The 26,342-nt window shown below is 40.2% G+C and carries 25 protein-coding genes and 1 pseudogene; 14 read left to right on the top strand and 12 right to left on the bottom strand.

Annotation, left to right across the window (positions count from 1 at the left end; translation table 11 throughout):
• Positions 1–59 precede the first annotated feature (59 nt).
• From ACXACJ_RS18640 to ACXACJ_RS18620, 5 genes are all read left to right on the top strand, one after another.
• Positions 60–773 (top strand): pyridoxine 5'-phosphate synthase, encoded by a 714-nt coding sequence (locus ACXACJ_RS18640; RefSeq protein ID WP_475135929.1) that lies wholly within the window; start codon positions 60–62, stop codon positions 771–773.
• On the top strand, positions 773–1,540 hold the full coding sequence (locus ACXACJ_RS18635) for an alpha/beta fold hydrolase (protein ID WP_475135928.1): 768 nt from the start codon (positions 773–775) through the stop codon (positions 1,538–1,540). Before ACXACJ_RS18640 ends, ACXACJ_RS18635 begins: the two co-directional genes overlap by 1 nt.
• Positions 1,533–2,243, top strand: a complete 711-nt coding sequence (locus ACXACJ_RS18630) for an SAM-dependent methyltransferase (protein ID WP_475135927.1) — start codon at positions 1,533–1,535, stop codon at positions 2,241–2,243. The genes ACXACJ_RS18635 and ACXACJ_RS18630 overlap by 8 nt, the downstream gene beginning before the upstream one ends.
• An 80-nt stretch (positions 2,244–2,323) precedes the next feature.
• Positions 2,324–3,577, top strand: coding sequence for a methionine adenosyltransferase (gene metK, locus ACXACJ_RS18625; protein WP_475135926.1), 1,254 nt, complete (start codon positions 2,324–2,326; stop codon positions 3,575–3,577).
• Positions 3,578–3,639: 62 nt separating this feature from the next.
• Positions 3,640–4,119, top strand: coding sequence for a DinB family protein (locus ACXACJ_RS18620; RefSeq protein WP_475135925.1), 480 nt, complete (start codon positions 3,640–3,642; stop codon positions 4,117–4,119).
• 85 nt (positions 4,120–4,204) lie between these two features.
• On the opposite strand, the gene ACXACJ_RS18615 is transcribed toward ACXACJ_RS18620, so the two are convergent.
• The 4 genes from ACXACJ_RS18615 to ACXACJ_RS18600 all read right to left on the bottom strand — a co-directional run bounded on the left by ACXACJ_RS18615 (position 4,205) and on the right by ACXACJ_RS18600 (position 10,712).
• Entirely contained in the window at positions 4,205–5,887 is a 1,683-nt protein-coding gene (locus tag ACXACJ_RS18615) for an alpha-keto acid decarboxylase family protein (RefSeq protein WP_475135924.1), read from the bottom strand.
• A 2-nt stretch (positions 5,888–5,889) separates the two neighbouring features.
• Positions 5,890–7,683: a flavin monoamine oxidase family protein gene (locus ACXACJ_RS18610; RefSeq protein ID WP_475135923.1), complete on the bottom strand. Its 1,794-nt coding sequence runs from the start codon at positions 7,681–7,683 to the stop codon at positions 5,890–5,892.
• A gap of 250 nt (positions 7,684–7,933) precedes the next feature.
• The gene (locus tag ACXACJ_RS18605) at positions 7,934–9,361 is read right to left on the bottom strand and encodes a 4Fe-4S binding protein (protein WP_475135922.1); all 1,428 of its coding nucleotides are present in this window, start codon (positions 9,359–9,361) and stop codon (positions 7,934–7,936) included.
• 16 nt (positions 9,362–9,377) lie between these two features.
• Positions 9,378–10,712 carry an NAD(P)/FAD-dependent oxidoreductase gene (locus ACXACJ_RS18600; RefSeq protein WP_475135921.1) on the bottom strand — a complete coding sequence of 445 codons (1,335 nt, stop codon included), beginning with the start codon at positions 10,710–10,712 and terminating at the stop codon, positions 9,378–9,380.
• Positions 10,713–10,970: 258 nt separating this feature from the next.
• On the opposite strand from ACXACJ_RS18600, the gene ACXACJ_RS18595 reads away from it, so the two are divergent.
• The gene (locus ACXACJ_RS18595) at positions 10,971–11,675 is read left to right on the top strand and encodes a head GIN domain-containing protein (RefSeq protein WP_475135920.1); all 705 of its coding nucleotides are present in this window, start codon (positions 10,971–10,973) and stop codon (positions 11,673–11,675) included.
• A gap of 53 nt (positions 11,676–11,728) precedes the next feature.
• Here the strand turns inward: ACXACJ_RS18595 and meaB are convergent, their stop codons facing one another.
• Positions 11,729–12,721 (bottom strand): methylmalonyl Co-A mutase-associated GTPase MeaB, encoded by a 993-nt coding sequence (gene meaB, locus ACXACJ_RS18590; protein ID WP_475135919.1) that lies wholly within the window; start codon positions 12,719–12,721, stop codon positions 11,729–11,731.
• Between the two features lie 92 nt (positions 12,722–12,813).
• Between meaB and ACXACJ_RS18585 the strand changes: the two genes are divergently transcribed.
• From ACXACJ_RS18585 to ACXACJ_RS18575, 3 genes are read left to right on the top strand one after another with little or no spacing between them, the layout of a single operon-like run.
• A complete protein-coding gene (locus tag ACXACJ_RS18585) occupies positions 12,814–13,305 on the top strand; it encodes a rhodanese-like domain-containing protein (RefSeq protein WP_475135918.1) in 492 nt (163 codons plus the stop codon).
• Entirely contained in the window at positions 13,302–13,904 is a 603-nt protein-coding gene (locus ACXACJ_RS18580) for a TIGR04282 family arsenosugar biosynthesis glycosyltransferase (protein ID WP_475135917.1), read from the top strand. The genes ACXACJ_RS18585 and ACXACJ_RS18580 overlap by 4 nt, the downstream gene beginning before the upstream one ends.
• Before the next feature lie 58 nt (positions 13,905–13,962).
• Entirely contained in the window at positions 13,963–14,790 is an 828-nt protein-coding gene (locus ACXACJ_RS18575; RefSeq protein WP_475135916.1) for an MOSC domain-containing protein, read from the top strand.
• Between the two features lie 54 nt (positions 14,791–14,844).
• On the opposite strand, the gene hpf is transcribed toward ACXACJ_RS18575, so the two are convergent.
• The 4 genes and pseudogenes from hpf to ACXACJ_RS18555 form a co-directional block, all read right to left on the bottom strand.
• Complete coding sequence (hpf, locus tag ACXACJ_RS18570; RefSeq protein ID WP_475135915.1) at positions 14,845–15,141, bottom strand: ribosome hibernation-promoting factor, HPF/YfiA family; 297 nt, start codon at positions 15,139–15,141, stop codon at positions 14,845–14,847.
• A 25-nt stretch (positions 15,142–15,166) separates the two neighbouring features.
• On the bottom strand, positions 15,167–16,081 hold the full coding sequence (locus ACXACJ_RS18565) for a tyrosine-type recombinase/integrase (protein WP_475135914.1): 915 nt from the start codon (positions 16,079–16,081) through the stop codon (positions 15,167–15,169).
• Between the two features lie 27 nt (positions 16,082–16,108).
• A pseudogene (gene rpsU, locus ACXACJ_RS18560) lies at positions 16,109–16,304 on the bottom strand (30S ribosomal protein S21).
• Positions 16,305–16,469: 165 nt separating this feature from the next.
• Positions 16,470–17,609: an acyl-CoA dehydrogenase family protein gene (locus ACXACJ_RS18555; protein ID WP_475135913.1), complete on the bottom strand. Its 1,140-nt coding sequence runs from the start codon at positions 17,607–17,609 to the stop codon at positions 16,470–16,472.
• A 173-nt stretch (positions 17,610–17,782) separates the two neighbouring features.
• On the opposite strand from ACXACJ_RS18555, the gene rfbB reads away from it, so the two are divergent.
• Positions 17,783–18,829: a dTDP-glucose 4,6-dehydratase gene (gene rfbB, locus ACXACJ_RS18550; protein WP_475135912.1), complete on the top strand. Its 1,047-nt coding sequence runs from the start codon at positions 17,783–17,785 to the stop codon at positions 18,827–18,829.
• A 2-nt stretch (positions 18,830–18,831) separates the two neighbouring features.
• Positions 18,832–19,695 carry a glucose-1-phosphate thymidylyltransferase RfbA gene (gene rfbA, locus ACXACJ_RS18545; RefSeq protein WP_475135911.1) on the top strand — a complete coding sequence of 288 codons (864 nt, stop codon included), beginning with the start codon at positions 18,832–18,834 and terminating at the stop codon, positions 19,693–19,695.
• Here the strand turns inward: rfbA and ACXACJ_RS18540 are convergent, their stop codons facing one another.
• Positions 19,696–20,697, bottom strand: a complete 1,002-nt coding sequence (locus ACXACJ_RS18540; RefSeq protein WP_475135910.1) for a M28 family peptidase — start codon at positions 20,695–20,697, stop codon at positions 19,696–19,698.
• Positions 20,698–20,860: 163 nt separating this feature from the next.
• Here ACXACJ_RS18540 and ACXACJ_RS18535 point away from each other — a divergent pair, with 163 nt between their 5' ends.
• The 3 genes from ACXACJ_RS18535 to infB are packed head-to-tail and all read left to right on the top strand — an operon-like array spanning position 20,861 to position 25,521.
• On the top strand, positions 20,861–21,337 hold the full coding sequence (locus ACXACJ_RS18535) for a ribosome maturation factor RimP (protein WP_475135909.1): 477 nt from the start codon (positions 20,861–20,863) through the stop codon (positions 21,335–21,337).
• A 5-nt stretch (positions 21,338–21,342) separates the two neighbouring features.
• Positions 21,343–22,590 (top strand): transcription termination factor NusA, encoded by a 1,248-nt coding sequence (gene nusA, locus ACXACJ_RS18530; protein WP_475135908.1) that lies wholly within the window; start codon positions 21,343–21,345, stop codon positions 22,588–22,590.
• A 36-nt stretch (positions 22,591–22,626) separates the two neighbouring features.
• Positions 22,627–25,521 (top strand): translation initiation factor IF-2, encoded by a 2,895-nt coding sequence (gene infB / locus ACXACJ_RS18525; protein WP_475135907.1) that lies wholly within the window; start codon positions 22,627–22,629, stop codon positions 25,519–25,521.
• A 233-nt stretch (positions 25,522–25,754) separates the two neighbouring features.
• On the opposite strand, the gene ACXACJ_RS18520 is transcribed toward infB, so the two are convergent.
• Together ACXACJ_RS18520 and ACXACJ_RS18515 are read right to left on the bottom strand one after the other, a co-directional pair.
• Positions 25,755–26,054: a DUF6438 domain-containing protein gene (locus ACXACJ_RS18520; protein WP_475135906.1), complete on the bottom strand. Its 300-nt coding sequence runs from the start codon at positions 26,052–26,054 to the stop codon at positions 25,755–25,757.
• A complete protein-coding gene (locus tag ACXACJ_RS18515; RefSeq protein WP_475136796.1) occupies positions 25,951–26,175 on the bottom strand; it encodes a DUF6438 domain-containing protein in 225 nt (74 codons plus the stop codon). The genes ACXACJ_RS18520 and ACXACJ_RS18515 overlap by 104 nt, the downstream gene beginning before the upstream one ends.
• Between the last annotated feature and the right edge of the window lie 167 nt (positions 26,176–26,342).

Genomic DNA, 26,342 nt, shown 5'->3' with positions numbered 1-26,342 from the left:
TTTTTACGATCAATGAAATCATTAACTTGCGCCCAAAGTTAGGTAAATAAAAATATTACATGACTAAGCTGAGTGTCAACATCAACAAGATCGCTACAATTCGTAATGCGAGAGGAGGAAACAACCCGAATGTAGTTCAGGTGGCGAAAGACTGCGAAAGCTTTGGCGCGCAGGGAATTACCATTCATCCAAGGCCTGACGAAAGGCATATTACTACACAAGACGTTTACGATCTGAAGCAAGTAGTAACCACGGAATTCAACATAGAAGGCTATCCTGATGAGCGTTTTATAAATATGGTGAAGGAAGTAAAACCTGAGCAGGCTACGCTGGTACCTGATCCGCCCCATGTTTTAACCTCAAATGCAGGTTGGGATACCGTGAAAAATGAAGAATTTCTAACCAAAACCATTGCCGAGCTCAAGGCTGCTGGGATTAGAGTTTCCATTTTTGTAGAACCCGATGTGGCTATGGTTGAAGGTGCTGCTAAGGTAGGGACGGACCGAATTGAGCTTTATACGGAAATGTTTGCAACCGGCTATTTAACCCATAAGGAAGAAGCCGTAGCCAGTTATAAAGCGGCCGCTTTAAAAGCTCAGGAGCTTGGATTGGGAATAAATGCAGGTCACGATTTGGACTTAAACAATCTGCGGTTTTTAAAACAGGAAATTCCCTTTTTGGATGAAGTTTCCATTGGGCATGCCCTAATTTGCGATGCACTTTATTACGGGCTCGAAAATACCATTCAATTATATCTAAGAGAATTGAGATAATGCAAGAACTCTATTACCGCGAACTTGGCGAAGGTTCACCCCTTATTATTCTTCATGGCCTTTTTGGCTCTTCCGACAATTGGCTCACATTGGGTAAGAAATTGGCCGAAAACCATAAGGTTTACCTAATAGACCAGCGAAATCACGGTCAGTCTTTTCACAGCACTGAATTTAGCTATTCCCTAATGGCGGAAGACCTTTACCAGTTTATGAAAGACAAAGGCATTGCTTCTGCCGATATTTTGGGACATTCTATGGGCGGAAAAACTGCAATGGAGTTTGCTGTTCATCATGCTTCGAGAGTCCAGAAACTGATTATTGCCGACATTGGGCCTAAATATTACCCAGTTCACCATGCCACCATTTTAAAAGGCTTATTCTCCATTGATTTAAAGAATTTATCTTCCAGAAAAGAGGCTGATGAAGCCTTGGCCAAGTACGTTCCGGAAATGGGTACAAGGCAATTTCTTTTAAAGAATTTGGCCAGAAAGGACGATGAATTCGAATGGAAAGTGAACTTGAATGTGATCGCAAAAGAGATTGAGCAAGTAGGTAAAAGCTTGAATCAAAATGCGACTTACGATAAACCTACCTTGTTCATCAGAGGTGGTAAATCGGACTATATTAAAGATGCGGATTTGAATTTAATCCATTCGATTTTTACGAATAGCAAGGTGGAAACTATTGAAGGAGCAGGCCATTGGCTACATGCTGAAAAGCCACAAGAGTTTTTGGATTTGGTAACCAACTTTTTAGGCAATGAGTAAGGGCGAGGTTTTTATGATTCCCAACGTGATTGCAGCCGAAACGCAGCAAGACGTAATTCCTGAACACGTAAAACAGGCCATTCTAAAATGTAACTTGTTTTATGTTGAAGATTTAAGAACTGCCAGAAGATATGTTAGCTCATTAAAATTAGGACTAACTATTGAGGAACTGGATTTTCAGATCCTCAACAAGAAAACATCTTTCGAAGCTTGTTTCGATTTGCTTCAACCTGTTTTAGAAGGGAAAAATGTAGGTGTTATTTCAGAGTTTGGCTGTCCTGGTGTTGCCGATCCTGGTGCAAGATTGGTGCATATGGCTCACCAACTTGGTATTAAGGTGAATCCATTGGTTGGACCTTCATCCATTCTTATGGCTTTAATGGCCAGTGGTTTCAATGGTCAATCTTTTGCTTTTCATGGCTATTTACCCATTGACAAAAAGGCGAGACAACAAGCGATTCGTGATTTAGAAAAGGAATCGAATCAAAGGGATATGACCCAAATTTTTATGGATACTCCCTATAGAAACGAACAGCTTTTGCGCGATATCATTAAAGTGGCAAGAAAGGACACCTTCCTTTGTGTGGCGAAAGACATTTCTGGCCAATCGGAACAAATTATTGTAAAGCCTGTTGCCAAATGGAATGTCTCTGATATTCAGATGAAAAAAGTTCCGGCCATCTTTCTGCTTTACAGCAAATAGAGTAGCGGTTTAAAGCTTTTCTAATTGGTTCTAAAATCCTAATTTTGCATTCTTTCTTATTTGAAATTTAAAATTCCAATATGTCATATCTTTTTACTTCTGAGTCGGTTTCTGAGGGGCACCCAGATAAAGTTGCCGACCAAATTTCCGATGCTTTAATCGATAACTTCTTGGCTTTTGATACCGACTCTAAGGTGGCTTGTGAGACCTTAGTAACTACTGGCCAAGTGATTTTAGCAGGTGAAGTAAAATCCAATACATATCTTGATGTTCAGCGTATTGCTCGCGATGTAATTGAGAAAATCGGTTACACTAAAGCTGAATATCAGTTCGATAGTAAATCATGTGGAGTACTCTCTGCAATTCACGAGCAATCTCAAGACATTAATCAAGGTGTAGACAGAGCCAGCAAAGAAGAGCAAGGTGCTGGCGACCAAGGTATGATGTTCGGTTATGCTACCAAAGAAACCGAAAATTATATGCCTTTGGCTTTAGATCTTTCGCACAAAATTCTTCAAGAACTAGCTGCTTTAAGAAGAGAAAATAGCGAGATCACTTACCTAAGACCAGATGCTAAATCTCAGGTAACAATCGAATATTCTGATGATAATGTACCTCAAAGAATTGAAGCCATTGTAGTTTCTACACAACACGATGACTTTGCAGATGATGACACTATGCTGGCTAAAATCAAGTCGGATATCATCAACATTCTGATTCCAAGATTGAAAGCTAAACTTCCAGAATACATTCAAAAGCTGTTCAATGACGACATAAAGTATCACATTAACCCGACAGGAAAATTTGTGATTGGTGGCCCTCATGGCGATACAGGTTTAACTGGGAGAAAAATTATTGTAGACACTTACGGTGGTAAAGGTGCACATGGTGGAGGTGCTTTTTCTGGAAAAGACCCTTCGAAAGTAGACCGTTCTGCGGCTTACGCTACGCGTCACATCGCTAAAAACCTAGTGGCTGCCGGTGTTGCCGATGAAGTTTTGGTGCAGGTTTCTTACGCAATTGGTGTTGTGGAGCCAATGGGTATTTATGTGAATACTTACGGTACTGCCAATGTTGATTTAACGGATGGTGCGATTGCTAACAAGGTTTCTGAAATCTTCGATATGAGACCTTACGCTATTGAAACCCGATTGAAATTGAGAAACCCAATGTATTTGGAAACAGCTGCATATGGACACATGGGAAGAAAGCCAGAAACGGTAACCAAGAGCTTTATTGGTTCGGATGGAAAAAGCCACGATAAAGAAGTAGAACTATTTACTTGGGAGAAACTCGATTATGTAGACCAAGTGAAATCAGCCTTTAGTTTATAAGATTTTCCTAAAATAAATTCAAAGCCTGATTCTTACGAGTTAGGCTTTTTAATTGAATAAAGATGAAACAGAATTTAAGAGAAACGATTTTGGCAGGCTTCGAAAGGTTGTTGTCTGTTTCAGAAAAGGATGCTCAATTGCGCCCTGATGCAGGAAAATGGAGTGTTCAGGAAATCATTGGCCACCTGATAGATTCAGCCGCGAACAACCATGCTCGTTTTGTGAAAGCTCAACAAACAGACGATTTGATTTTTGAAGGTTATGACCAGGAAGCTTGGGTAGAAAACCAAAATTATGCAGGAGCCAATTGGCATGATCTGCTCATTTTGTGGAGGCAATATAACTTACATCTAGATTTTTTAATCCGCCAGATTCCAGAGAAAATTTTAACTAAGGAAAGAGCTAAACATGACTTGGATAGCATCGCTTGGAAAACCATTCCTAACGATCAGCCAGCTACACTTGAATATTTTATAAACGATTACATTGGGCATCTTAAGCATCACTTAGGCCAAATCGAAGAGATTTTGAATCAAGATTAACAATCGTGAAAGAATAAAAGAGGTTGGAATCCGATTAATATTGAAGAGAGATTATTTCGGATGTATGCCCAACCTCTTTGAATGTTTAGGAAGGGGTGGCCAGGCGCTTTAACTGAGGTGCTAAATCCTTTTCAGGAATCATCACCTGTACAAGCGAAGGCGTTTTACCGTCTTTAAGCTTTTTGAGTAAATCTTTGGCTTCACCTACAGTTGTGATTTGGTAGCCTTCTACACTAAAAGCTTTGGCCAATGCTCTATAATCCCATTGAGGCAAAACATTATAAGGCGCAAAACTTCCTTCAGGTGTAAAAGCATCAAGATTTACAAAAGCCTGTTCTATGGCATAGCCAAAGTTGCTCATTACAAAAACCATCGCATTCACATTGTATCTGCTTAGGGAAGAAAGCTCTTGGCAAATCATATGAAAACCACCATCTCCGGCTACAACCAGAGGCCTTTTACCCGAACCTTGAGCTACACCTAAAGCGCAGCCTGTTTCGTGTCCAAGCGAACCCCAAGCTGCCTGTGCAACAAAACTGTTTTCAGGCATTCCCATAATGTTTCCAGCAACATAAAGCGATGTACTTTCTCCCAGAATCATAGCAATTTCTTCCAGCATGTTTTCCTTTCTTAAAAAGTCCATCAAAACATCGAAGAAGATATTATAAGTAAGCTGATCGGAATTAGAGTATTTCAATTTCGGCTCAACGATTTTCGGTATTTTAATGCCTCTCGGATAACTCGTATCGGCTTGCATTCTACCCACTAGGCTTTCCATAAAATCTTTCATGGTCACCCTTTTAAAATATTGGTAGCCAACTCTCATTTCTTGATCGCTGCAAGAAATAATCTTACCGAAATCATTGCCCATAATGTCTAAGTAATCATCGGTGATTACATCTCCCAAAGCGATGATACAATCGGCTTTGTCCATGATTTCACGCGTTTCGGCCAAAGAAGCTGGGCCAGCGTAAGTACCAATGAACTGTTCTTGCGATTCGTCCAAAATGGTTTTTCCGAGTGAAGTTGTAGTAAACGGAAAACCACTTGCGTCTACAAGTTGCTGCAAAAGATTTTGCAAACCATAACGCTGATTTTCTACACCAGCCCAAATTACAGGCCTTTTAGCTTTGCTGATTCGTTGCCAGGCCACTTCAACGGCCGAAGCCAAAGAGAGCTGCTCACTTTTAATTTCCTTTGGTTTTAACGTTCCTACAGGCGATTCGCAAGGTAAATCCCAAACGTTTTGCCAAACTTCAATATAGATAGGGCGCTTAAAAGTGATCATGGCCGTGAATGCTTCGTCAAGTTGCTTAGGTGCATCTTTCGCATTGCTAATGATCAATGAAGCCACGGTAACATGTTCAAAAACTTGTTGGTCGGCTTTTAAATTTCCGGTAGAGTGGTGAAACAACACACCTTCTTGGCGTGTGGTTTTTCGGTTTTCTCTCGTTGGGCTTCCCGTGATTGCTACCACCGGAACGCGTTCTACATAAGAACCTGCTGTGGCATTCAACATACTAAATGTACCAACGCCATATTGAACAGAGGCGGCACCAATTCCCGTGAATCTCGCATAGCCGTCAGCGGCATAACCCGAGCCCAATTCATTGATGTTGGCAACGCGTTCAATGCCATCAAATTCGTCTAAAGCATTTAGAAAAGGTGCGGCATAATCGCCTGGCACGGCATAGAGCTGTCGAAGCCCTAATTCATACAATCTGGTAAGAATGTAGTCTGAAACAGTGAAAATTTTAGAGCTAGCCATGATCAGTCGTTTTTAGATTTCTTTTTCTTCTTTTGTTCCTTTTCGTAAGCTTTTACCACTTCGGCCAGTGATTTGCCTGGGTCGAGACAAGTAGGTGTCATATCGTCTAATGAGCTCGTCATGTCTGTGCTAGGAATGCAGTGATTGTCCATGTCCTGACATCCACCTGGGCAAGGAATCGGCATTTGCTGGTAGTTTTTGTCAGTAAGCCAGTCGGGCTGATCTAGTCCAAAGAATTCTTCCAAAGTAGATTCGGCAGTGTTTAATGCGCCTTCTACCCAACCTTGGTCATACGAATAAGCAGAACCTACAATGTAAATTTCTTCAGAATCTACAGGGTGGCGCATTTTGCACATCACTTCATCTAAACGGTAATTGGCTTTCCATTCATGCCATCCGCCACCGTAAGGGTCACCACTCCAATCGTGATAAACAGCACTATAAGGTTGCGGCAATTCCTTCTGAGAGTGTACTTCAGCAACTTGTTCATTGGCGATTCGAACCATTTCATCGCTGATTTGGTATTCCATTTTCGGAACCACCTCGTCTTCATTTACCGGCATACAAGCAGGCCTGTGGCCTTTAAATGGCTCGCCATCTTCTAAACCTTTCCAGAAAGGAACTGTGCTGATGTCGTTGTAAGAGGCCATCATAAGTGAATTCATGTATGGCAAGCCGTCTTTCTGTTCGGCTTCTGTGCCAAAATAGAACACTTGACGAACCGGCAGATCAGTAACAGAGCGCCCTGCCACAAGCCCCATTGAACGCCACCAAGGCTGTTCGTAGGCCAAAAAGATTTTAAAGGCTTTTTGAATCAGTACGGATGGAATGTTTTTCTTAAGCCATTTGTCTTCAAAAAATTCACTTTCAATAAGTTCTAAAGACCTACGAGGCATTCCTAAGATGATTTTCTTGGCCTTTACCTCAATGGGTTCTGCGCCTTTTACATCCTTGGTTTTTCCGTTAGTAGTTTGAGTAGGGTAGAATATTAGTGTGTACTTATATTCTTCGCCTTGATGAATTTCGATTTTAGCCAATCTGCGGTTCATATGAACCCTTTCTCCTTGAGGAATTTCTCCGGGAAACTTTTCATTGAATTCTTTGGCTAGGGTAATAGGTAGTTTGTCGTAACCGTCTCTAAGGGTTAAAAACTCAGTTGTATCTTTATATTCTGTTGCTGGTAATTGTGTTACAGCATTGGCATTGGCCACGTTGGCGTCATACCCGCCTGCATCGCGCATAAACTGGTAACCTTCATTGCTCAATACTCTAAAAAGCAAATTCCAGAAGCCGTATTTCCAAAGGGATTTTCCATAGACTTTCAGCCTCATTTGCTCGCAAAGCGAAAGCTCATTCATATTTGGGAAAAGGTAATTCATAACCTTTACCTGCAAATCCTCTGGCCCTAGTCCCTTTTCAAAAAAGTTGAGGTTATAAGGTACTTTGCTGGGGTCTGTAATTTCGTGAAGTCGAATGTGCTTGCCTCTTAAATAGTAGAGGTTACAGTTTGCGCCAACAGGTTCTGGAGCGCCCATTGGGAAATCTTTAGTAGGAAGTTTAAGATGGTTTACCAAATCGTTCACCATAATATGTTCCGTAGGAATGTATCTCATTCCACCTACTTCGGCATGAACATTCGGCATGCCCGGTAAGGTAATAGTGAACAATCGCCCACCAATTCTGTCGCCATACTCGAAAAGAGCAATTTTTTGTTTTTTGCCGTAGGCTTGTTGAAGTCTCCAGGCGCTGTAGCAGCCAGAAACCCCACCGCCTATTACGGCTACATCAAGTTTCATAATGATTTTTGATTTAGATAAGAGAAAAAAATATTAAAAAATGGTCAACGTATTCTTGGTTAATTTTAATTAAAAAGAATTAATAATTAAAATAAGTAAGTAGTATTTTTTAAAATGAAATAGAGTGAATATTGATTCTATTACTTTAGAATATTAAAATTTAGTTGCTTAATGATTTGAATTTCAACATATAAAAAAGCCTCGCACTGGATATAATGCGAGGCTTTTTTTGAAGAAAATCAGTTCAATTTTACTCTGAAACTTTAATGCTGTCGTTGCCGATCATAATTGGAGGCAATTCTGTTCTATTCGTGTCAGGGCCATTTTCTAATTTGAGCACTCCTCTTGGGCAAACTGCTGCGCAAATACCACAGCCTACACAACTTGCACGAACAATGTTTTGTCCTTTTTGAGCATAGGCCCTTACGTCAATTCCTTGTTCGCAATACGTAGAGCAATTGCCACAAGAAATACATTGGCCGCCATTGGTTGTAATTCTAAATCGAGATTTGAATCGCTGAATAATACCCATGTATCCCGCCATTGGGCAACCAAAACGACACCAAACTCGGCTGCCTAAAATTGGGTAAAAGCCTACGCCAATAATGCCAGAGAAAATAGCCCCGATTAAAAAGCCATATGGTTTTTGGAAGTAAGTATAAATATCAAGACCAAGAAATTGGCCACTACCCGTAAAGTAGCCATAAAGTGTGGCGGCTGTCATCACAAAAACGAAAATCATGACCGAGTGAATTAGCCACCTTTCAATTTGCCAAGACACCAATTTCTTTGAAGACAGATGACGGAACGGATCGCCAGCAGTTTCTGCCAAACCACCACAGCCACAAACCCAAGAGCAATACCATCGTTTGCCCAAAAAGTAAGTTAGTATTGGGGTTCCTACCAAAAAGAGGGCAATTCCGGCAACCAGAAAGATCATTCCGAAAGGTTGGTAAGCTTTCTGTTGAGTGCCATCCAAATGCCAAGCATAAAAGAAGTCGTAGTCGAGCGGCCACACATTTTTTATGTCGGCATCGTAATAACCTAAATATTCTCCTGAAGCGGCTGTTGCATCATTGTAATTGAGTGCGGCCAAAATTTCTGGAATGGTATAAGCGAATACCAATTGCGCTACCATTACCGAAATGGTTCTTATCAATTGATATCGGTTGTGGCGGTATTTGAAGATAAACTTCATTCCCAAAGCCAAAATGGTCACCGTGTAAAGGGTTCCATATACAAACCACTGGCTAGCTGGCCTTCCTTTTATGGCCATGCTCAAAGGGTCGAATAAAGCGACCAAACCTTGATTTTGCCCATCTTCTACCAAACCGATATACCCGGGAAACCAATAGAGAATTATGTAAAAACCCGTGAGCAAAATGCCTGCTGCCCAAGCCAATGCTCCACGATTGGTCAAGGATTGAAACCAAACTCCATTGTTTTTAATGCCTTTAGGTTGGTTGAGATAGCTTCGTGCTCCATAAAGTGTAGTTCCTACTAAAATGGAGAGAAGCGCTAAAGGCAAGAATATTTTTGCATCTAAGGCTATATTTCCCCAAGCGGCCAAAAGAATCAAAACACCTAGGCAAGCTATAGCCAAGGCAATTTTTTGAAACCAATCGGTGTGCGATGGATGAGGATTTGAAATGGATAAACTTGGGTCTGGATGAGACATTGCGGCTTGAATTCTATTATGAGGTAAATGCTAAAATGCGTTTCCAGCTTTTCTTTTTCAGCTGAAGTGTGGTTCCGTTTTCTTGATTGAATTTCTCAAGAATGGATTGTTCGTGGCTTTTGTATAGCTCAGGGTCAAAGTTGGCATCTTTAAGGTGTTCTAACACAAAATCAACTGTTTTAGACTTTTTGAACCACTGATCGAAAGCCGGATGTCTTAATCGAAAGCCTAAATTATTGACACCTGTCAATATTCTGGAATTGGTTTTCCACCTTAGCCGCAGGGCAATTTTTCCGCTGGAATCTTCCCAGTAGAAATCGCTTTCATCTTCTTTCGGTTTAGGCCAAACCCAGCCATAAGTTTGATATTCAATATCGAAGAATTTGGCAGAATTGAACCAAGGGCCGGGGTTGTATTCAGTGGGTTTTTCGCAAAGTGTTCTGGCTAAGGTTTCTCCCATCATTCGGCCGGTATACCAAACTTGTTCAATGGGTTTTCTTTCGTCAATAGCTTCGCGAAATTCAGCACAATCGCCAATGGCAAAAACGTCTTCTACATTGGTTTGTAATTGACGATTGACCAAAACGCCCCTATTCAATTCGAGAGATGAGTTTTTTAGAAAGTCAATATTCGGAGAAACGCCAACCGCCAGCCCAACAAACTGACAAGGAATTTCCTCTCCTTCGCTGGTGAGAATGGATTTCACTTTACCATTTCCATCACTAAGTATTTCCTTCAGTTCTACCCCAAGGCGCAAGTCCACTTTATGTTCTTTGATATGGCGCGAAACCATTTCAGATTCCTGAATGGGCAGAATATTGCTCCAGAAACTTTTTTCCCGAACCAAAAATGTGACGGGAATATTTCTAGAAAGCAGCATTTCGGCCATTTCTATACCAATAAGTCCACCGCCAACTACAACCGCACGAGAAATATTTTTGGTGTTCTTTTCCATGTTTTCAAGGTCTTGAAAACTGTAGAGCCCTTGAACATCCGCTAAATCTTGACCTGGCCAACCAAATTTGTTTGGCTTTGAGCCTGTCGCAATTACGAGTTTATCGTAAGGCATCGTTTCGCCTGTAGAGAACTGAATTTCCTTCTGTTCGGTATCTACGGCTTCCACCCAAGCGCGCTTAAGCTCAATTCTATTTTTCTTCCAAAACCAATCTTCGTAAGGTTTTGTGTGTTCATATTTCATGTGGCCCATGAAAACGTACATCAAAGCGGTGCGGGAAAAGAAGTGATCGGTTTCTCCAGAAATTACCGTGATTTTATGGTCGCTCAATTTACGAATGTGGCGGGCTGCGGTAATGCCTGAAATGCCGTTGCCAATAATGACGATGTGTTGCATAGCTGGTTTGATAAAACTCAAATTCGGCTTTTTGGTTGCCTATAATTGTCTTTATTCTGACCTTAAACCTTTCGATAAGTTAAAACTATTTGTTGAGCTTTTTCATTTGTGCAAATAGTGTCTTTTAACCTTTAAAATTATCAATCGGCTTTTGGATTGTAATTCAGAAACTTGGACAATATTATTTTGAAACTTTTTGGAGACGTGCAACCTTTTTGAAAGACCTTTATCTTTAGTGCAGATTTAAGATTAGAAATCATGAGAACATCAATAAGAATAACGCGAGCCTTAACTTTTGTAGCGCTAATGGCCTTTGTGACTTTGAGTGCTTTGGGTCAATCGAGACAGAAAAGAGATATCTCAGGAGTTAGAGAATTAAGCGTTAGTAGTGCGTTTGCAGTAGAAATCAGAATAGGTAATAGAGAGTTGTTGGAAATTGAAATCGATGACGAATTTATGGATGATGTACTTACCGAAGTGAGAGGAGGCAAGCTTGAAATCAGAATGAAGGATTCGAGAAGAAACCGAAGATTAAGAGATACACCAAGAGCTTATTTGACGGTGAAGTCATTGGATGCTATTGATGCAAGTGGAGCGGTTTCCATAAAAACGATAGACGTTTTGAAAAGCGATAGATTGGATATTGATCTTTCTGGTGCTTCGGTATTGAACTTAGATTTAGATGTGAACGATCTTTATTTAGAGGCTTCCGGAGCTTGTGTAATTACTTTGGAAGGAAGAGCCGATGAGCAGGAAGTTAAAACTAGTGGTGCCACAACTTACAGTGCTTACGACTTGGAAAGTAAAGTAGCCGATATCAGAGTAACAGGGGCAGGAACAGCTAAAGTAAATGTTTCGGAACGATTGGATGTTAGAGCTTCAGGAGCTTCTAGCGTAAGATATAGAGGAAATCCATCGGTAAATTCTGACAGCTCTGGAGCCTCAAGTATTAGAAAGGGATAGAAAACAAATTGTTATAGGTGAAAGCCCCCGATGGAATTTTTCTGTTGGGGGTTTTATTTTGCCCTAAACTTTTTCACCAATTCGCGTGCAGCAGTAAGCGCAGGAGTTTCTCCCGTTTTTACCTTTTCAGTAAGAGTTTCAATATTGCTTTTTACTGAAGGGCTATTGTAGAACTCTTGCTCCAGCAATGCACTAATATTTTCTTTCATCCAGTTTAGGTTTTGCAACTTTCTGTTGTTGAAGAAATAACCATTGGCTTTGAGTTGCTGATCATGCTTTGTCATCATTTCCCAAATTTCAGCTAAACCTTGATGTTCCAGTGCTGAGCAGGTTTTTACTTGAGGAATCCATCCCGATTCTGAAGCAGGAAAAAGGTGAAGTGCATTCTGATATTCTATTTTAGCCCTTTTGGCCGCCTTAATGTTTTCCCCGTCAGCTTTGTTGATGATTACAGAATCGGCCATTTCCATGATTCCCTTTTTTATGCCTTGAAGCTCATCGCCCGCACCCGCTAGCATAAGCAGCAAAAAGAAATCTACCATGCCATGAACCAAAGTTTCAGATTGGCCAACGCCCACTGTCTCAATGAAAATTACATCGAATCCCGCAGCCTCGCACAACAGCATAACTTCGCGGGTTTTGTTACTAACTCCGCCTAAAGTTGAACCCGAGGCGGAAGGTCTAATAAACGCATTTGGATTTCGGGCTAGAGTTTCCATTCGGGTTTTATCGCCCAAAATACTGCCCTTACTCAATTGACTACTTGGGTCGATTGTAAGCACAGCTAGCTTTTTCCCTTTTTCCGTAATAAACTCTCCAAAAGCTTCAATAAAAGTACTTTTACCAACTCCAGGCACGCCCGTAATGCCTATTCTTCTGGAATTTCCGCTGAAGGGTAAAATTGCTTCCAGAATCTCATTTGCCAATTCTATATCGCTAGGCAAATTGCTTTCAATTACCGTAATCGCCCGGCTGAGCACCAGTCGGTCTGCGGCAAGTATTCCTTCCGTATATTCTTTAGCGGTAAGTCTTTTGGGCTTTGGCATCTTCAGTTTCGAAGGTAATAATTATTTAATTTGTCGAAATGTCTGTTGAAACATTGTCTCCCAAATCCGATTATTTAACTAGCCGCTAGTTAATGAAGATTTCAAAAACCAATCAAATTTTAATGTTCGGGGCTTTCGCTATTGGTGTCGCCCTGTTTTTCATTCTTATGAATTCTAACTCAGCCCAACTTTTCTATGCTAAAGGAATAAAAAATCTAAGTATTGAAGAGTTTGTGGAGGTTTTGAACGATCCGAGAGTGAAGTTGATTGATGTTAGAAATGAAGAAGAATTTGAAGTGAGCCACCTGAAAGGAGCCGATCGCTATGAACCTTCAATAATTCCAAACCTTAATCCAAAAGACAAAATTGTACTGTACTGTACTGTTGGTGTTAGGAGTTCACGCTTGGCCAAACAACTTCAAGAAAAGGGCTTTGAACAGGTTTATAATATGGATGGAGGCATTATTGAATGGAAGAATGCCGGATATGAAGTGGTGGATATGAACCAGAGTATAACGGAGAAAGTGCATGTTTATAATCGTTTTTTTGGCTTGTGGTTGAAAAATGGAGAAGGAGTAAAATGAGATCAGAATCGCTGCTAATTATTTTCGTTAAAAATCCAGAGAAGGGAAAAGTAAAAACTCGATTGGCTGCCACTATTGGCGATGATAAGGCTTTGGCCATTTACAATCGATTAATGGAGAAAACGCAATCTGAGGCTTCAAAAGTAAATGTCGACAAACGTGTTTTTTATAATGAATTTCCCGCTGACAATGATTTGTGGTCAGCAAACGGCTTTGAAAAGGATGTTCAGGCTAAGGGTGATTTAGGCCTTAAAATGCTGAGTGCTTTTGAAAAGGCCTTTTCAATGGGTTATAAAAAGGTGTGCATTATTGGTAGCGATTGTTACGATCTACATTCTGAAATTTTGACTCAGGCGTTTGATGCTTTGAATGAAAATGAAGCCATTATTGGGCCCGCAAAAGATGGCGGTTATTACCTTCTGGGAATGAAAAAACTACTTCCTGAATTGTTCCAAAACAAGCAATGGAGTACGGAAACTGTGTGTTCTTCCACTATTCAAGATTTTGAAAATGGAAATATCACTTACAAAACCTTACCAGTTTTAAGTGATATAGACCGAGAAGAGGATTTGGGAGATTGGGCTTCCGATTTATTGTAGATGGTTCTCACTAATAGTTTTTCCTTCTTAATTTCGAAAGTTCTAATGCTCAATTGCTATGGCTGATTTATCCATTACCTCAATCTTTATCTATCCGATTAAATCTCTTGGTGGCATTTCTTTGACCAGCTCCAAGGTTGAGTTTAGAGGCCTTCAATACGATAGAAGATGGATGTTAGTTGATGAGAATAATCAATTTATTACCCAGAGGAATTTCCCAAAAATGGCACTTCTACAGCCTAAAATTGAAGCTGGACTGATGAAAGTAGAAGATCACTCTGGAAAGATGAATCCTCTCGTTTTTCCTTTGGCTGAACCTAATTCTGAAGCTGAAACAGTAACTGTTTGGGACGATGAATGTCCGGCTAAACCTGTAGGAACAATGGCTGATTTGTGGTTTACCAAGGCCTTGGAGATGCCATGCCGGCTTATGTATATGCATGATGCTTCTGTTCGTCAGGCCGATCAGCGTTATGCCATAAATGAAGAAGATAAAGTGAGTTTTGCTGATGGGTATCCGATTCTCATGATTAGCGAGGAATCCATGGAGTTGTTGAATAGCAAGCTTGAACGGCCTCTTTCTATGGCCCGCTTTCGACCCAACATTGTTTTCAAAGGAGGAAAACCTCACCAAGAAGATGAATTAAGAAAGGTGCAGATTAATGATGTTGAGTTATTTGGTGTAAAGCCATGTGCACGTTGTGTACTGACCACAATTGATCCTGAAACAACAGAGAAAGGTAAAGAACCTCTAAAAACACTAGCTACTTACAGAAAAGTGGGGGCTAAGATTCTTTTCGGAGAAAATTTTATTCCTATGAATGAAGGGGAGATTAAAGTAGGCGATCATTTGGAGATAAAAGAAGAAAAGAGCGCGAAGCTTTGAGCATAAAAAAACCTCTGACTAGCAGAGGTTTTTTCTATATCAATCTTGGGCGTATTAATGTGCTAAAGACTTTTCTTTATGCTTCTTAATTTGCCTTCTTAAAGCTTCGGTACAATGGTCGGTAGCTGCTTCAAATGATCCATTTGTTTTTTCAGCAAACAGCTGATCACCGGGTACGTTCAACTTAATTTCTACCGTTTTGTTCTCAATCCCTTCGTTATTCAATCTAAGAATGACCTCAGCATCGATAGTGCGATCATAAAAAGTGTCCAATTTATCGAGTTTCTTCTGAATGAAGGAGATCAACTTGATGTCTGCATCAAAGTGGACTGATTGAACTTGTACTTTCATAGTGGTAAAATTTTAAAGGTTAAACTTAAGCTTTAGGGTGAGCTTGCTCAAAAACTGCTTTCAGCTTTTCGAGCGAATTGTGCGTGTACACTTGCGTGGCCGCTAAACTGCTGTGCCCTAATAAATCTTTCACAGCATTGAGGTCTGCTCCTTTGTTCAAAAGGTGCGTGGCAAATGTATGGCGCAATGCGTGGGGACTCTTCTTTTCCGTTGAATCAACCATGGTTAAAAAGCTTTTAACAATTCTGTAAATCATCATCGGATAAGCTTGGTCTCCATTATTGTTTACGATCAAAAAACCATTAGGATTATCTCCAAACACATGATTTTTCTCAATTTTATATTCTTTAACAATTTCCATCAGCGATTCGGAAAGGGGAATTATGCGCTCTTTGTTGCGCTTGCCCAATACCTTAATGCTTCGCTGATAAGGGTTTATGTCTGATTCCTTCAGGCCAATTAGTTCGGATAAACGGATGCCGGTACCGTATAAAAGTTCTAGAATAATTTTTTGGCGGCAACCCTCAAAATCTTTGGTAAATTCTACTCTGTCTAAAAGGTTTACCAATTCGTTTTCTTCTGCAAAGCTGGGTAAGTCTTTTTGAGTTTTTAGAAGTTTGACTTTTGCGGTTGGATCTTTAGAGATCAATTCTCGCTTGAGTGCAAATTTGAAGTAGGCTCTTAAGCTGGCTATTTTTCGGTTTACACTTCTGGGAGAAACCTTATCGTCCATTAGCGATAATACCCATGAACGCACCATAATTTGAGTGGCCTGGTTGAGGTCGCTTGCTTTGAACTTGTCTAAAATGAAACTGGAAAATTGAACGAGATCGTTTTGATAAGATGTAACAGTGTGGTTACTGTACCGCTTCTCGTAGGATATGTATTTTAGGAAGGAATCAACCATGCTAGCACTGCGTCTCTCACACAGTACTAACATAGTGATTTATGATTAGAAAAAGAACGCTTAGTAGTTATCTTTAGCGTACATTTTTTCTTTATAAGCTGCTTTGATTTTTTCTGCTCTTCTTGAAACAGAAGGTTTTTCATAAGCTTGTTCTTGCTCTCAATTCTTTGAGAACACCCGTTCTTTCGAATTTCTTCTTGAACCTTTTAAGGGCTCTGTCGATTGATTCGTTTTCTTTTACGTTAATAATAATCATAGTCCGTGAAACACCTCCTTTCAAAATTCGGACTGCAAAGGTAGAAAAACTTTCTTATAATCCACTGATAATCAAAAAAAGAAGAAGATGCTTGTGGCCATAAACCTCAATTTACCAATAAGGTTATTCTTGAGCTCAGCACCTTCTTCTTGTTATGATTCTATATTATTTCAGAATTGATCGCGCGATTACTATTTTTTGAATTTCAGAAGTTCCTTCTCCAATAGTACAAAGCTTGCTATCGCGGTAATATTTTTCCACCGGATAGTCTTTGGTGTATCCATAGCCACCAAAAATCTGAACGGCTTCATTAGAGAATTCAACAGCGCATTCACTAGCATAGTATTTTGCCATAGCCGATTCTTTGGTTACGCTTTTGCCTTCATTTTTGAGTTCAGCAGCGCGATGGGTAAGCAGTTTAGCCGCTTCCAGTTTCGTGGCCATATCAGAAAGCTTAAACGAAATGCCTTGAAAATTGAATATAGGCTGATTAAACTGTTGCCTTTCTTGTGAATATTGAAGAGCAGCCTTGAAAGCTCCTTCAGCAATTCCCAAACTCAAAGCTGCAATTGAAATTCTACCACCGTCAAGTACTTTCATAGCTTGAATAAAACCATGGCCAACTTCTCCCAGCATGTTTTCTTCTGGAATTCGGCAATCCTCGAAGATCATTTCGGCAGTTTCCGAACTGCGCATGCCTAGTTTGTTTTCTTTCTTGCCTGCTTTAAAACCCGGGGTTCCTCTTTCAACCACAAAAGCTGTCATGCCATGTGAATCACCAACTTCTCCAGTTCTAACAATAACTACAGCAATGTCACCACTTTTGCCATGGGTAATCCAGTTTTTTGTTCCGTTGATCACCCATTCATTTCCTTCTTTTCTTGCAGTGGTTTTCATATTGCCCGCGTCACTGCCTGTATTGGGTTCTGTTAGGCCCCAAGCTCCAATCCATTCGGCAGTAGCCAGTTTAGGAAGCCATTTCTTCTTTTGGGCATCATTTCCGAAAAGCAAAATGTGGCCTGAACAAAGCGAATTATGGGCGGCCATAGAAAGGCCAATTCCTGGGTCGAGTTGAGCTAATTCAGAAATAGCGGTGATATATTCGTGATAGCCAAAGCCAGAACCTCCATATTCTTGAGGTATCACAACGCCCATGAGGCCAAGCTCCCCAAGCTTTTTCATCACTTGAATGGGGAAAGTTTGATCTTCATCCCATTGGTTTCGGAAAGGGGTAATTTCCTTTTCTCCAAAGTCTCTGATCATACTTGCGATCATGCTTTGGTTCTCGTTCATTTCAAAATCCATTCTTCCTATAGTTTGTCGAAAATTACTGAAAAGCGTTTTCCAAACAAACGATCGTTAGGCAAAATAGTTAAGTTTGATTTTTGTCCATTTAGCGATACTTCTGTTAGCTTTATCGAATCAGCGGTGTGTGCTTTCTGGCATTCTGCTATCTTTGATAATAAAATTTTTGAGACGTGAAGAAAATATTGATCACCGGAGGAGCGGGTTTCATAGGTAGCCATGTCGTTCGGCTTTTTGTGAATAAATACCCCGAATATCATATCTTTAATTTGGATGCACTCACTTATGCGGGGAATCTTGAAAATTTAAAGGATATAGAGGATAAGCCAAATTATACCTTCGTAAAAGGAGATATTAATGAAGCCTCTTTTTTGGATGCTCTATTTTCTGAACATCAATTTGACGGAGTGATTCATTTGGCTGCAGAATCTCATGTGGATAGATCTATTTCTGATCCTTTAGCTTTTGTCCGAACCAATGTTTTCGGTACAGTTAATTTGCTAAATGCGTCTTTAAAAATTTGGAAGGAAAATTTGGAAGGAAAGCGTTTCTATCACGTTTCTACTGATGAAGTTTATGGTTCATTGGGTGAAACGGGGTTCTTTCTTGAAACCACTTCTTACGATCCTCAATCGCCATATTCAGCATCTAAAGCTAGTTCTGATCATTTTGTTAGAGCTTATGAGAATACATATAAACTGCCGATTGTAATTTCGAATTGCTCAAATAATTACGGGCCTTATCAGTTTCCTGAAAAGCTGTTGCCACTTTGTATAAATAATATTAAGCACAACAAACCTTTACCGATTTATGGAAAAGGGGAAAATATTAGAGATTGGTTATTTGTGGTGGATCATGCGAAGGCTATCGATGTCATTTTTCATGACGGTAAGAAAGGAGAAACCTATAATATTGGTGGCTTTAATGAATGGAAGAACATTGATATCGTAAGGCTGCTTTGTGATATCATGGATAAAAAATTGGGAAGACCTGAAGGTGAATCTCAAAAGCTAATCACATTTGTAAAGGACAGGGCGGGTCACGATATGCGCTATGCTATTGACGCTTCAAAAATTAAGAATGAACTCGGCTGGGAGCCATCGCTTCAGTTTGAAGAAGGACTGGAAAAAACAGTGGACTGGTATTTGGCCAATGAAGGTTGGCTTGAAAATGTCACAAGTGGAAACTATCAAGAGTACTATCAAAATCAATATAAATAATTATGAAAGGGATAATTCTAGCAGGAGGTTCGGGCACAAGGTTATATCCTTTAACTCATGCGGTAAGTAAACAGCTGATGCCTGTTTATGATAAACCGATGATCTATTATCCGCTTTCAATATTGATGTTGGCAGGAATTAAGGAGATTCTCATTATTAGTACACCTCACGATCTCCCTAATTTCAAAAAGCTTTTGGGAGATGGCAGCCGAATTGGTTGCTCTTTTAGTTATGCGGAACAGCCAAAACCAGAAGGCTTGGCGCAAGCATTTACTATTGGTGCAGATTTTATTGGTGATGATAAAGTCGCTCTTATTCTAGGGGACAATATATTTTACGGTTCAGGTTTACCTAAACTGTTGAGAGAAAATGCCGATCCTGAAGGCGGTATTGTCTATGCCTATCGAGTAAATGACCCAGAGCGTTATGGTGTAGTAGAATTTGACGAAGAAATGAACGCAGTTTCTATCGAAGAAAAGCCTGAAAACCCGAAGTCGAATTGGGCTGTGCCTGGTATTTATTTTTATGACAACCAAGTGGTGGAAATCGCTAAAAACCTTAAGCCAAGTGCTAGAGGTGAGTTGGAGATTACCGATGTAAATAGAATATATCTTGAAATGGGAAAGCTCAAAGTGAGCACTATGGACAGGGGAACGGCTTGGTTGGACACCGGAACTATAAACTCATTAATGCAGGCCGGTCAGTTTGTTCAAATTTTGGAACAAAGGCAAGGCATCAAAATTTCTTGTATCGAAGAAATAGCTTACAGAATGGGCTACATTACTAAAGATGAACTTCGGCAAATTGCTGAACCATTGGTGAAATCTGGCTACGGAGAATATTTACTTGGATTGCTGCAACAGTAGTTATTCATTGTAAATTACCGTCAATAGAGTTTCTGTTACTGCTTTTAAAACGGGTTTGCTGATCAAGTCCATATTGTCCGCGGTAGTGTGGTGATAACTTCCAAAGTTGTGCTCAGCTTTTCTGAAATCCATAATGTCAATCATTGGAATTCCCGCGTGCCGATTTACGTATAAGTGATCATCTACAAGGCCAGGGCCCAAACCCTCTTCTTTTTTAAAGTATTGCTGATGACCAAGCTCATGAGCAATACTCCAAACTTTGCTCTGTATTCTACTAGCATTTTGCTGTGAAATGTGGTCGTAATAAAACGTTGAACCTTTGGCTCCTACCATGTCCAATAGAATTCCGTAATACGCTCCATAGTTAGCAATGTGTTTGTTTTGGCTCCAGTATTGTGATCCTAGACACCACCAAGAATCTTTGCCTCCGCTCATTCCACCAATTTCTTCATTTGCATCACCCCAGTCTTCCCCATCAAATAATATAATATCTATTCCCACATTGGGTGTTTCAATGGTGCTGATTACCCGAGCTACTTCTAGTAGAATTCCCACACCGCTGCCTCCATCGTTTGCGCCATCAAGCGGTGCGTTTGAATCGTTAGGGTCCTTGTCGGCAAAAGGACGTGTGTCCCAATGGGCAGCCAGCAGTAGTCGCTTCTTTTTTTCTGGCTGAAAACTAGCTATGATGTTTTGCAACTTCAGTTTGGTGCCGTCATATGCATATTCTTCAAACTCTTGAACATAGATTTTAGCACCATAAGCCTCAAACTTCTTCTGAAACCATTCAGAAGCTTTGGCATGAGCTGCCGAATTTGGCACTCTTGGGCCGAATTCTACCTGCTTCTGAATAAAATGATAAACAGAGTCAACATTAAAAAGTGGCGCCTTGCGAGATGTAAGCGGTTTGGCCTTCTCGTTCTGTTGGTTTTTGTGATCACCACAGCCTGATAACGCAAAAAAAGTCAGGCACAATAAAAATAAGGAAAGCCCCTTTTTCATTATGAGTATAATTTGTTTTGGACAAATTACTAGTCGAATTGATTAAATTCTAACGTGTTGGGAATAATTTGATTTCATCAAAAAAACAACTACTTTTGCAGTACTTAATGGATTTTGCCACGAGGGGACCTAAAGTCCCCTCTTTGTTTATCTGAATCAGTTCATGGATATAAAGGGTTTTGTTGAGAAGGCGGCACAAAGTAGTTTGAAAGACGAATCGTACTTTATTGTGGACGTTGTAATCAAAGGGGTTACAGGAAAAACAAAGGTTTTGATACTGTTAGATGCGGACGGTGGAGTGAACATTGACGAATGTGCTGATTTGAGTAGGGCGGTAAGTGCCGAACTCGAAGCGGAAGACGTTATGGGAGATGCTCCATTTGTGCTGGAGGTTTCTTCTCCAGGATTGGATCACCCACTTAAATTTAATCGCCAGTATCAAAAAAATGTGGGAAGAGAATTAAAAATTGCCCTTACCGATGGCACTATAATCAAGGGAAAACTTGTTGAAGTAGGTGAAAACGCCATTAAATTGGAAAGGGAAATAAAAGAAAAGGAGAAAAAGAAAACGGTTCTCCAAGTAGAGGAGATTGGTTTTGATTCCATCGAAAAAGCGAATGTTTTAGTGTCATTTAAGTAAAGAAAATGGACAGCGGAATATTAATCGAGTTGTTTGCAGAGTTTGCAAAAAATAAAAATGTTGACAGGCCAACTATGATCAGAATTCTGGAAGATGTTTTCAGAACGATGATTCGTAAGAAATATGAGGTGGACGATAATTTCGACATTATCATTAATGCCGATAAAGGTGACCTTGAAATTTGGCGTTTTAGAGAAATTGTTGACGATGACTCTGAAGATATTTGGGACTATGACAAAATCAGCCTTACTGATGCCCGAAAAATCGAACCTGATTTTGAAATTGGCGAGGAAGTAGCTGAAGAAATTAAGCTGATTGACTTTGGTAGAAGAGCCGTAATGACTGCTCGCCAAACCTTAATTCAGCGTATTAAGGATTTAGAAAAAGATATTCTTTATCAAAAATATAAAGATTTAGTAGGAGAACTTGTTTCTGGAGAAGTATACCAGATTTTGAGCCGAGAAGTGCTTTTGATCGATGGTGAAGGCAACGAACTTTCTTTGCCAAAAGCAGAGCAAATCTCTAAAGATCGTTTCAGAAAAGGAGATTCAGTAAGAGCCATTATCGACAGAGTAGATATGGTGAACGGAAATCCTAAAATTATTCTTTCAAGAACCTCTGGTGAATTCTTAGAAAGATTATTCGAAAACGAAGTGCCAGAAGTTTACGATGGCTTGATTACCATTAAAAAGGTAGTTCGCGAGCCAGGAGAAAGAGCAAAAGTAGCTGTAGAGTCTTACGATGATAGAATTGATCCGGTAGGTGCCTGTGTAGGTATGAAAGGATCTAGAATTCACTCTATTGTAAGGGAATTGCAGAATGAAAATATCGATGTAATTAATTACACCGACAACCTCGAACTTTATATCGCTCGTGCATTGAGCCCCGCAAAAATCACCAGTATGAAAATATTGGATGAGGATGGAAGGGTTTCTGTTTACCTAAAACCAGATCAAGTTTCTTTGGCTATCGGTAAAGGTGGTCAAAACATCAAACTTGCTTCTCGATTGGTAGGTTTAGAGATCGATGTATTCAGAGAGCTTTCAGAGTATGAGGAAGAAGACGTGGATCTTGACGAATTTGCAGATGAGATCGATAGCTGGATTATCGATGAGTTGAAGAAAATTGGCTTAGATACAGCCAAAAGTGTACTAGCGCTTTCGCAAGACGATATAGTTAGAAGAACTGAGCTAGAAGAAGAAACAGTTAAGCACGTATTCAGAATACTTTCAACTGAATTCGAGCAAGGCTAAGATTTTTTTAACGCTTAAAAAAAGGGATATTTGAGTATGGCAGAAGAAAGAATGATGAGATTAAGCCAAGTGGCAAGAAAACTTAATGTGGGCAGTAGCACCATTGTAGATTTTCTTTCCTCTAAAGGATTTGAGGTTGACAGTAGCCCGAACTCTAAAATTACGGGTGAGCAATATGGTATGCTCGCTAAAGAGTTTGCTGCGTCTGCTTCTGATAAAGAAGAGGCTTCTCATCTAACCATCGGCACAAAGCATGTCGATGAAAAGCCGGCTCCTAAACCAGAACCGCAGGCCGTTCCTTCTAATCCAAAAAAATCAGAAGAGGAAGTTTTGATTAAAAACCTTTCAAACGAAAAGGTTGTACAGAAGGAAGAGCCTAAAAAAGAAGAGGTTAAGAAAGAGGAGCCCAAAAAAGAGGAACCTAAAAAACCTGAACCTTCAGCTCCAAAACCAGCAGTTTCTGCCCCTGCTCCGGAACCAAAGGTTGAGAAGAAAGTAGAGGAACCTGTTAAGAAAAAAGAGGAAGCTCCTGCACCTCAGGCTCAAAAGCCTAAAGAGGAGAAAAAACCAGAGCCGGAAAAACCACATACTTTTAAAGTGGTTGGCAAAATAGATTTAGAGCCTAAGAAAAAACCAGAACCTCAAAAACCTGCAGCGCAAGAAGCGAAAAAGGCCGAGGCTCCTAAAAAACCAGAGGCTCCTAAGAAAGAAGAAGTGAAAGAAGAGCCGCAGGAAACTGAAACCATCAAGGCAAAAGCAGATTCACTAAGTGGATTGAAGGTTTTGGGTAAAATTGAGCTACCTGTTAAAAAGGAGAAGCCGAAACAAGATTCTAAGCAAAATAGAAATCAAGGCGGAAACGCGAACCAACAGGGAGGAGGAGATAAGAAGAAAAGGCCTAGAAAGCGTATTCCTTCTAAGGTTGAAAGACCAGATAATCGCCCAGGTAATAACAACAACCAAAGAGGCGGAGGTAATCAGCGCCACGGAGACAAGAAAAGAGTTCCGAAGGAAGAGCTTACCGATAAGCAAATCCAAGATCAGATTAAAGAAACCCTTGCTCGTTTGAGCGGAGGTAAAGGGGGCGGAAAAGGAAACAACCGTTCCAAATACAGAAAAGAAAAGAGAAACGCTGCTGCTGAAGCTGCTGAAGAGAGAATGCTTAAAGAGCAGGAAGACTCTAAAGTATTGAAAGTAACAGAGTTTATCTCTGCCAGCGATTTGGCAACCCTTATGGGAGTTTCTGTAAACGAAGTTATTTCCACTTGTATGAGCTTGGGAATGTTCGTTTCTATCAACCAGCGTTTGGATGCGGAAGCAATCACGATTATTACTGACGAATTTGGCTATGATGTAAGCTTTACAACGGCTGATGACGAAGTAGAAATCGTTGAGGAAGAAGATGCAGAAAACGACTTGCTTGAAAGAGCTCCTATCGTAACCATCATGGGTCACGTAGACCACGGTAAAACTTCACTTCTCGATTACATCCGTAATTCAGACGTAACTTCAGGTGAGGCCGGAGGTATTACCCAGCACATTGGTGCTTACGATGTAACTACGGATGACGGAAAGAAAATAGCATTCCTAGATACACCGGGTCACGAAGCCTTTACCGCGATGAGAGCGCGTGGAGCTAAAATCACTGACGTTGCCATTATTGTGGTAGCAGCTGACGATAGCGTAATGCCTCAAACAAAAGAAGCAATCAACCACGCTCAAGTGGCTGAAGTGCCTATCGTAATTGCGATTAACAAAGTAGATAAGCCGAATGCTAACTCTGATAAAATCAGGGAAGAATTGGCTCAAATGAATATTCTTGTAGAAGATTGGGGTGGTAAATACCAATGCCAAGAAGTTTCTGCAAAAACAGGTCAAGGTGTAGAGGAACTACTTGAAAAAGTATTGCTCGAAGCTGAAATGCTTGAATTGAAGGCCAATCCTGATAAAAATGCTGTAGGAACTGTAGTAGAAGCCACGCTTGATAAAGGTAGAGGTTACTTAACTACACTTATGGTTCAAGCGGGAACATTGAAAATTGGAGATGTTCTTTTAGCTGGGCCTCACTATGGTAAGGTGAAAGCGATGTTCGACCACAGAGGAAATAAATTGAAATCTGTTGGTCCATCTACACCAGTTCAAATGTTAGGTTTGGATGGCGCGCCTCAAGCGGGTGATCGTTTTAACGTAATGGATTCTGAGCGTGAAGCTAGAGAAGTTGCTAACAAACGAGAGCAAATCCTTAGAGAGCAAAGCGTTAGAACCAAGAAACACATTACACTGGATGAGATCGGTAGACGACTTGCAGTGGGTAACTTTAAAGAGCTTAACGTAATCATTAAAGGTGACGTGGATGGTTCTATCGAGGCCTTGAGTGATTCGTTATTGAAACTTTCTACTGAAGAAGTTCAAGTGAATATCATCCATAAAGGAGTGGGTCAGATTTCTGAATCGGATGTATTGCTGGCAACAGCTTCTGATGCGGTAATCATCGGTTTCCAAGTTCGTCCTTCAAGTGGAGCTAGAAGACTGGCTGAAAACGAAGAAATCGAAATCAGACTTTATTCTATCATCTACGATGCGATTAACGAAATCAAGGATGCGATGGAAGGCTTACTTGAGCCAACTGAGAAAGAAGTTATCACTGGTAATATTGAAGTGAGAGAAATCTTCAAAATTTCTAAAGTTGGTACTGTTGCTGGATGTTTTGTTACGGAAGGCTTCGTGAAGCGTAACAACCAAATTCGCTTGATTAGAGACGGTATTGTTACTTATACAGGTGATATTGGTCAATTGAAGCGTTTCAAGGACGATGTTGGTGAAGTTAAGTTTGGCTACGAGTGTGGTTTGAGCATTAAGAACTTCAATGATATTAAAGTTGGAGATATAATTGAAGGCTTCGAAATTCAAGAAGTGAAGAGAACATTATAATAATAGATTTCAATGAAAAGGCCATTTCAACAAGTTGAAATGGCCTTTTTTATGGATTACTATGGAAACAGCTTTCCTTTTTTTTACTATACTTTTTTTAGCACTGATAGGCCTTGGTTTTTACTCACCATGGAGAGTGATTTTTTGGATGCGCTTCCAAAACCGAATGAATGTGGTTAAGCTTTATGGTTCGGCTTTGGTCATCAATATGTTTCTATATCTTGTGTTTTCGCTTATTTAGCGGCCTTCCATTCTAATTCCGTTACCAATTCATGGATGGTTTTTTCTAGGTCGCGTAGCGCTTTAGGAGCCCCATCATAATCGCGCACACTCTTTTTTTCAGTGCCGTTGTATAAAGTCAGGTAAGTCGTGGGCAAATCGGTTTTGTTCGTAGTATAAGAATCCTCAAAAGATTGGAAGTCACTGGTTTTAAATTCTTCCAAAATACCTTCTAATTGCTCTTTGGATAAGGTAGAAGTGAATTTCCCCTGAATTTCTAAATGCTGTTCTTGCATCAAGTTCAACAAAGCCATTTTCATAAATTGTAATGTCGTAGTCAGGGCAAAAGCCAAAGCAAGGTGTTTTCTTCATAGTAATAAGTGGTGCATCTCCTTGAGTAACTTCGGATGATTTGCAGCCTGCAAGAATTACCATAACAGCGAATAGGAATCTTTTCATTTTTCTTGTTTTATGTTTTGGCTAAACCTTATCAGGTTGCCTGAATGTCTGAGTTAATAATCCGAATTTCGGAATTATTAATTCAAGTTACTACAGTATATTCTCCATTATATTTCTCTTTAAGTTTATATTTAGTTATTCTG

The organism is Roseivirga sp. AWQ4_251 (assembly GCF_056158225.1).
Note: the sequence above shows the minus strand (reverse complement) of the source record. Positions and strands in the feature narration are given on the sequence as shown.

What these genes read in the sequence shown, in the direction of transcription:
- rfbA (WP_475135911.1), top strand. Translation starts at nt 18,832, where the DNA reads ATGAAAGGGATAATTCTAGCAGGAGGTTCGGGCACAAGGTTATATCCT.
- ACXACJ_RS18600 (WP_475135921.1), bottom strand. Translation starts at nt 10,712, where the DNA reads ATGCAACACATCGTCATTATTGGCAACGGCATTTCAGGCATTACCGCA.
- ACXACJ_RS18540 (WP_475135910.1), bottom strand. Translation starts at nt 20,697, where the DNA reads ATGAAAAAGGGGCTTTCCTTATTTTTATTGTGCCTGACTTTTTTTGCG.
- ACXACJ_RS18620 (WP_475135925.1), top strand. Translation starts at nt 3,640, where the DNA reads ATGAAACAGAATTTAAGAGAAACGATTTTGGCAGGCTTCGAAAGGTTG.
- ACXACJ_RS18610 (WP_475135923.1), bottom strand. Translation starts at nt 7,683, where the DNA reads ATGAAACTTGATGTAGCCGTAATAGGCGGTGGGGTTTCTGGCTGCTAC.
- ACXACJ_RS18520 (WP_475135906.1), bottom strand. Translation starts at nt 26,054, where the DNA reads ATGGCTTTGTTGAACTTGATGCAAGAACAGCATTTAGAAATTCAGGGG.
- meaB (WP_475135919.1), bottom strand. Translation starts at nt 12,721, where the DNA reads ATGCCAAAGCCCAAAAGACTTACCGCTAAAGAATATACGGAAGGAATA.
- nusA (WP_475135908.1), top strand. Translation starts at nt 21,343, where the DNA reads ATGGACAGCGGAATATTAATCGAGTTGTTTGCAGAGTTTGCAAAAAAT.
- hpf (WP_475135915.1), bottom strand. Translation starts at nt 15,141, where the DNA reads ATGAAAGTACAAGTTCAATCAGTCCACTTTGATGCAGACATCAAGTTG.
- metK (WP_475135926.1), top strand. Translation starts at nt 2,324, where the DNA reads ATGTCATATCTTTTTACTTCTGAGTCGGTTTCTGAGGGGCACCCAGAT.
- ACXACJ_RS18640 (WP_475135929.1), top strand. Translation starts at nt 60, where the DNA reads ATGACTAAGCTGAGTGTCAACATCAACAAGATCGCTACAATTCGTAAT.
- ACXACJ_RS18585 (WP_475135918.1), top strand. Translation starts at nt 12,814, where the DNA reads ATGAAGATTTCAAAAACCAATCAAATTTTAATGTTCGGGGCTTTCGCT.
- ACXACJ_RS18615 (WP_475135924.1), bottom strand. Translation starts at nt 5,887, where the DNA reads ATGGCTAGCTCTAAAATTTTCACTGTTTCAGACTACATTCTTACCAGA.
- ACXACJ_RS18595 (WP_475135920.1), top strand. Translation starts at nt 10,971, where the DNA reads ATGAGAACATCAATAAGAATAACGCGAGCCTTAACTTTTGTAGCGCTA.
- ACXACJ_RS18630 (WP_475135927.1), top strand. Translation starts at nt 1,533, where the DNA reads ATGAGTAAGGGCGAGGTTTTTATGATTCCCAACGTGATTGCAGCCGAA.
- ACXACJ_RS18635 (WP_475135928.1), top strand. Translation starts at nt 773, where the DNA reads ATGCAAGAACTCTATTACCGCGAACTTGGCGAAGGTTCACCCCTTATT.
- ACXACJ_RS18605 (WP_475135922.1), bottom strand. Translation starts at nt 9,361, where the DNA reads ATGTCTCATCCAGACCCAAGTTTATCCATTTCAAATCCTCATCCATCG.
- ACXACJ_RS18555 (WP_475135913.1), bottom strand. Translation starts at nt 17,609, where the DNA reads ATGGATTTTGAAATGAACGAGAACCAAAGCATGATCGCAAGTATGATC.
- ACXACJ_RS18575 (WP_475135916.1), top strand. Translation starts at nt 13,963, where the DNA reads ATGGCTGATTTATCCATTACCTCAATCTTTATCTATCCGATTAAATCT.
- infB (WP_475135907.1), top strand. Translation starts at nt 22,627, where the DNA reads ATGGCAGAAGAAAGAATGATGAGATTAAGCCAAGTGGCAAGAAAACTT.
- ACXACJ_RS18515 (WP_475136796.1), bottom strand. Translation starts at nt 26,175, where the DNA reads ATGGTAATTCTTGCAGGCTGCAAATCATCCGAAGTTACTCAAGGAGAT.
- ACXACJ_RS18580 (WP_475135917.1), top strand. Translation starts at nt 13,302, where the DNA reads ATGAGATCAGAATCGCTGCTAATTATTTTCGTTAAAAATCCAGAGAAG.
- ACXACJ_RS18565 (WP_475135914.1), bottom strand. Translation starts at nt 16,081, where the DNA reads ATGTTAGTACTGTGTGAGAGACGCAGTGCTAGCATGGTTGATTCCTTC.
- ACXACJ_RS18535 (WP_475135909.1), top strand. Translation starts at nt 20,861, where the DNA reads ATGGATATAAAGGGTTTTGTTGAGAAGGCGGCACAAAGTAGTTTGAAA.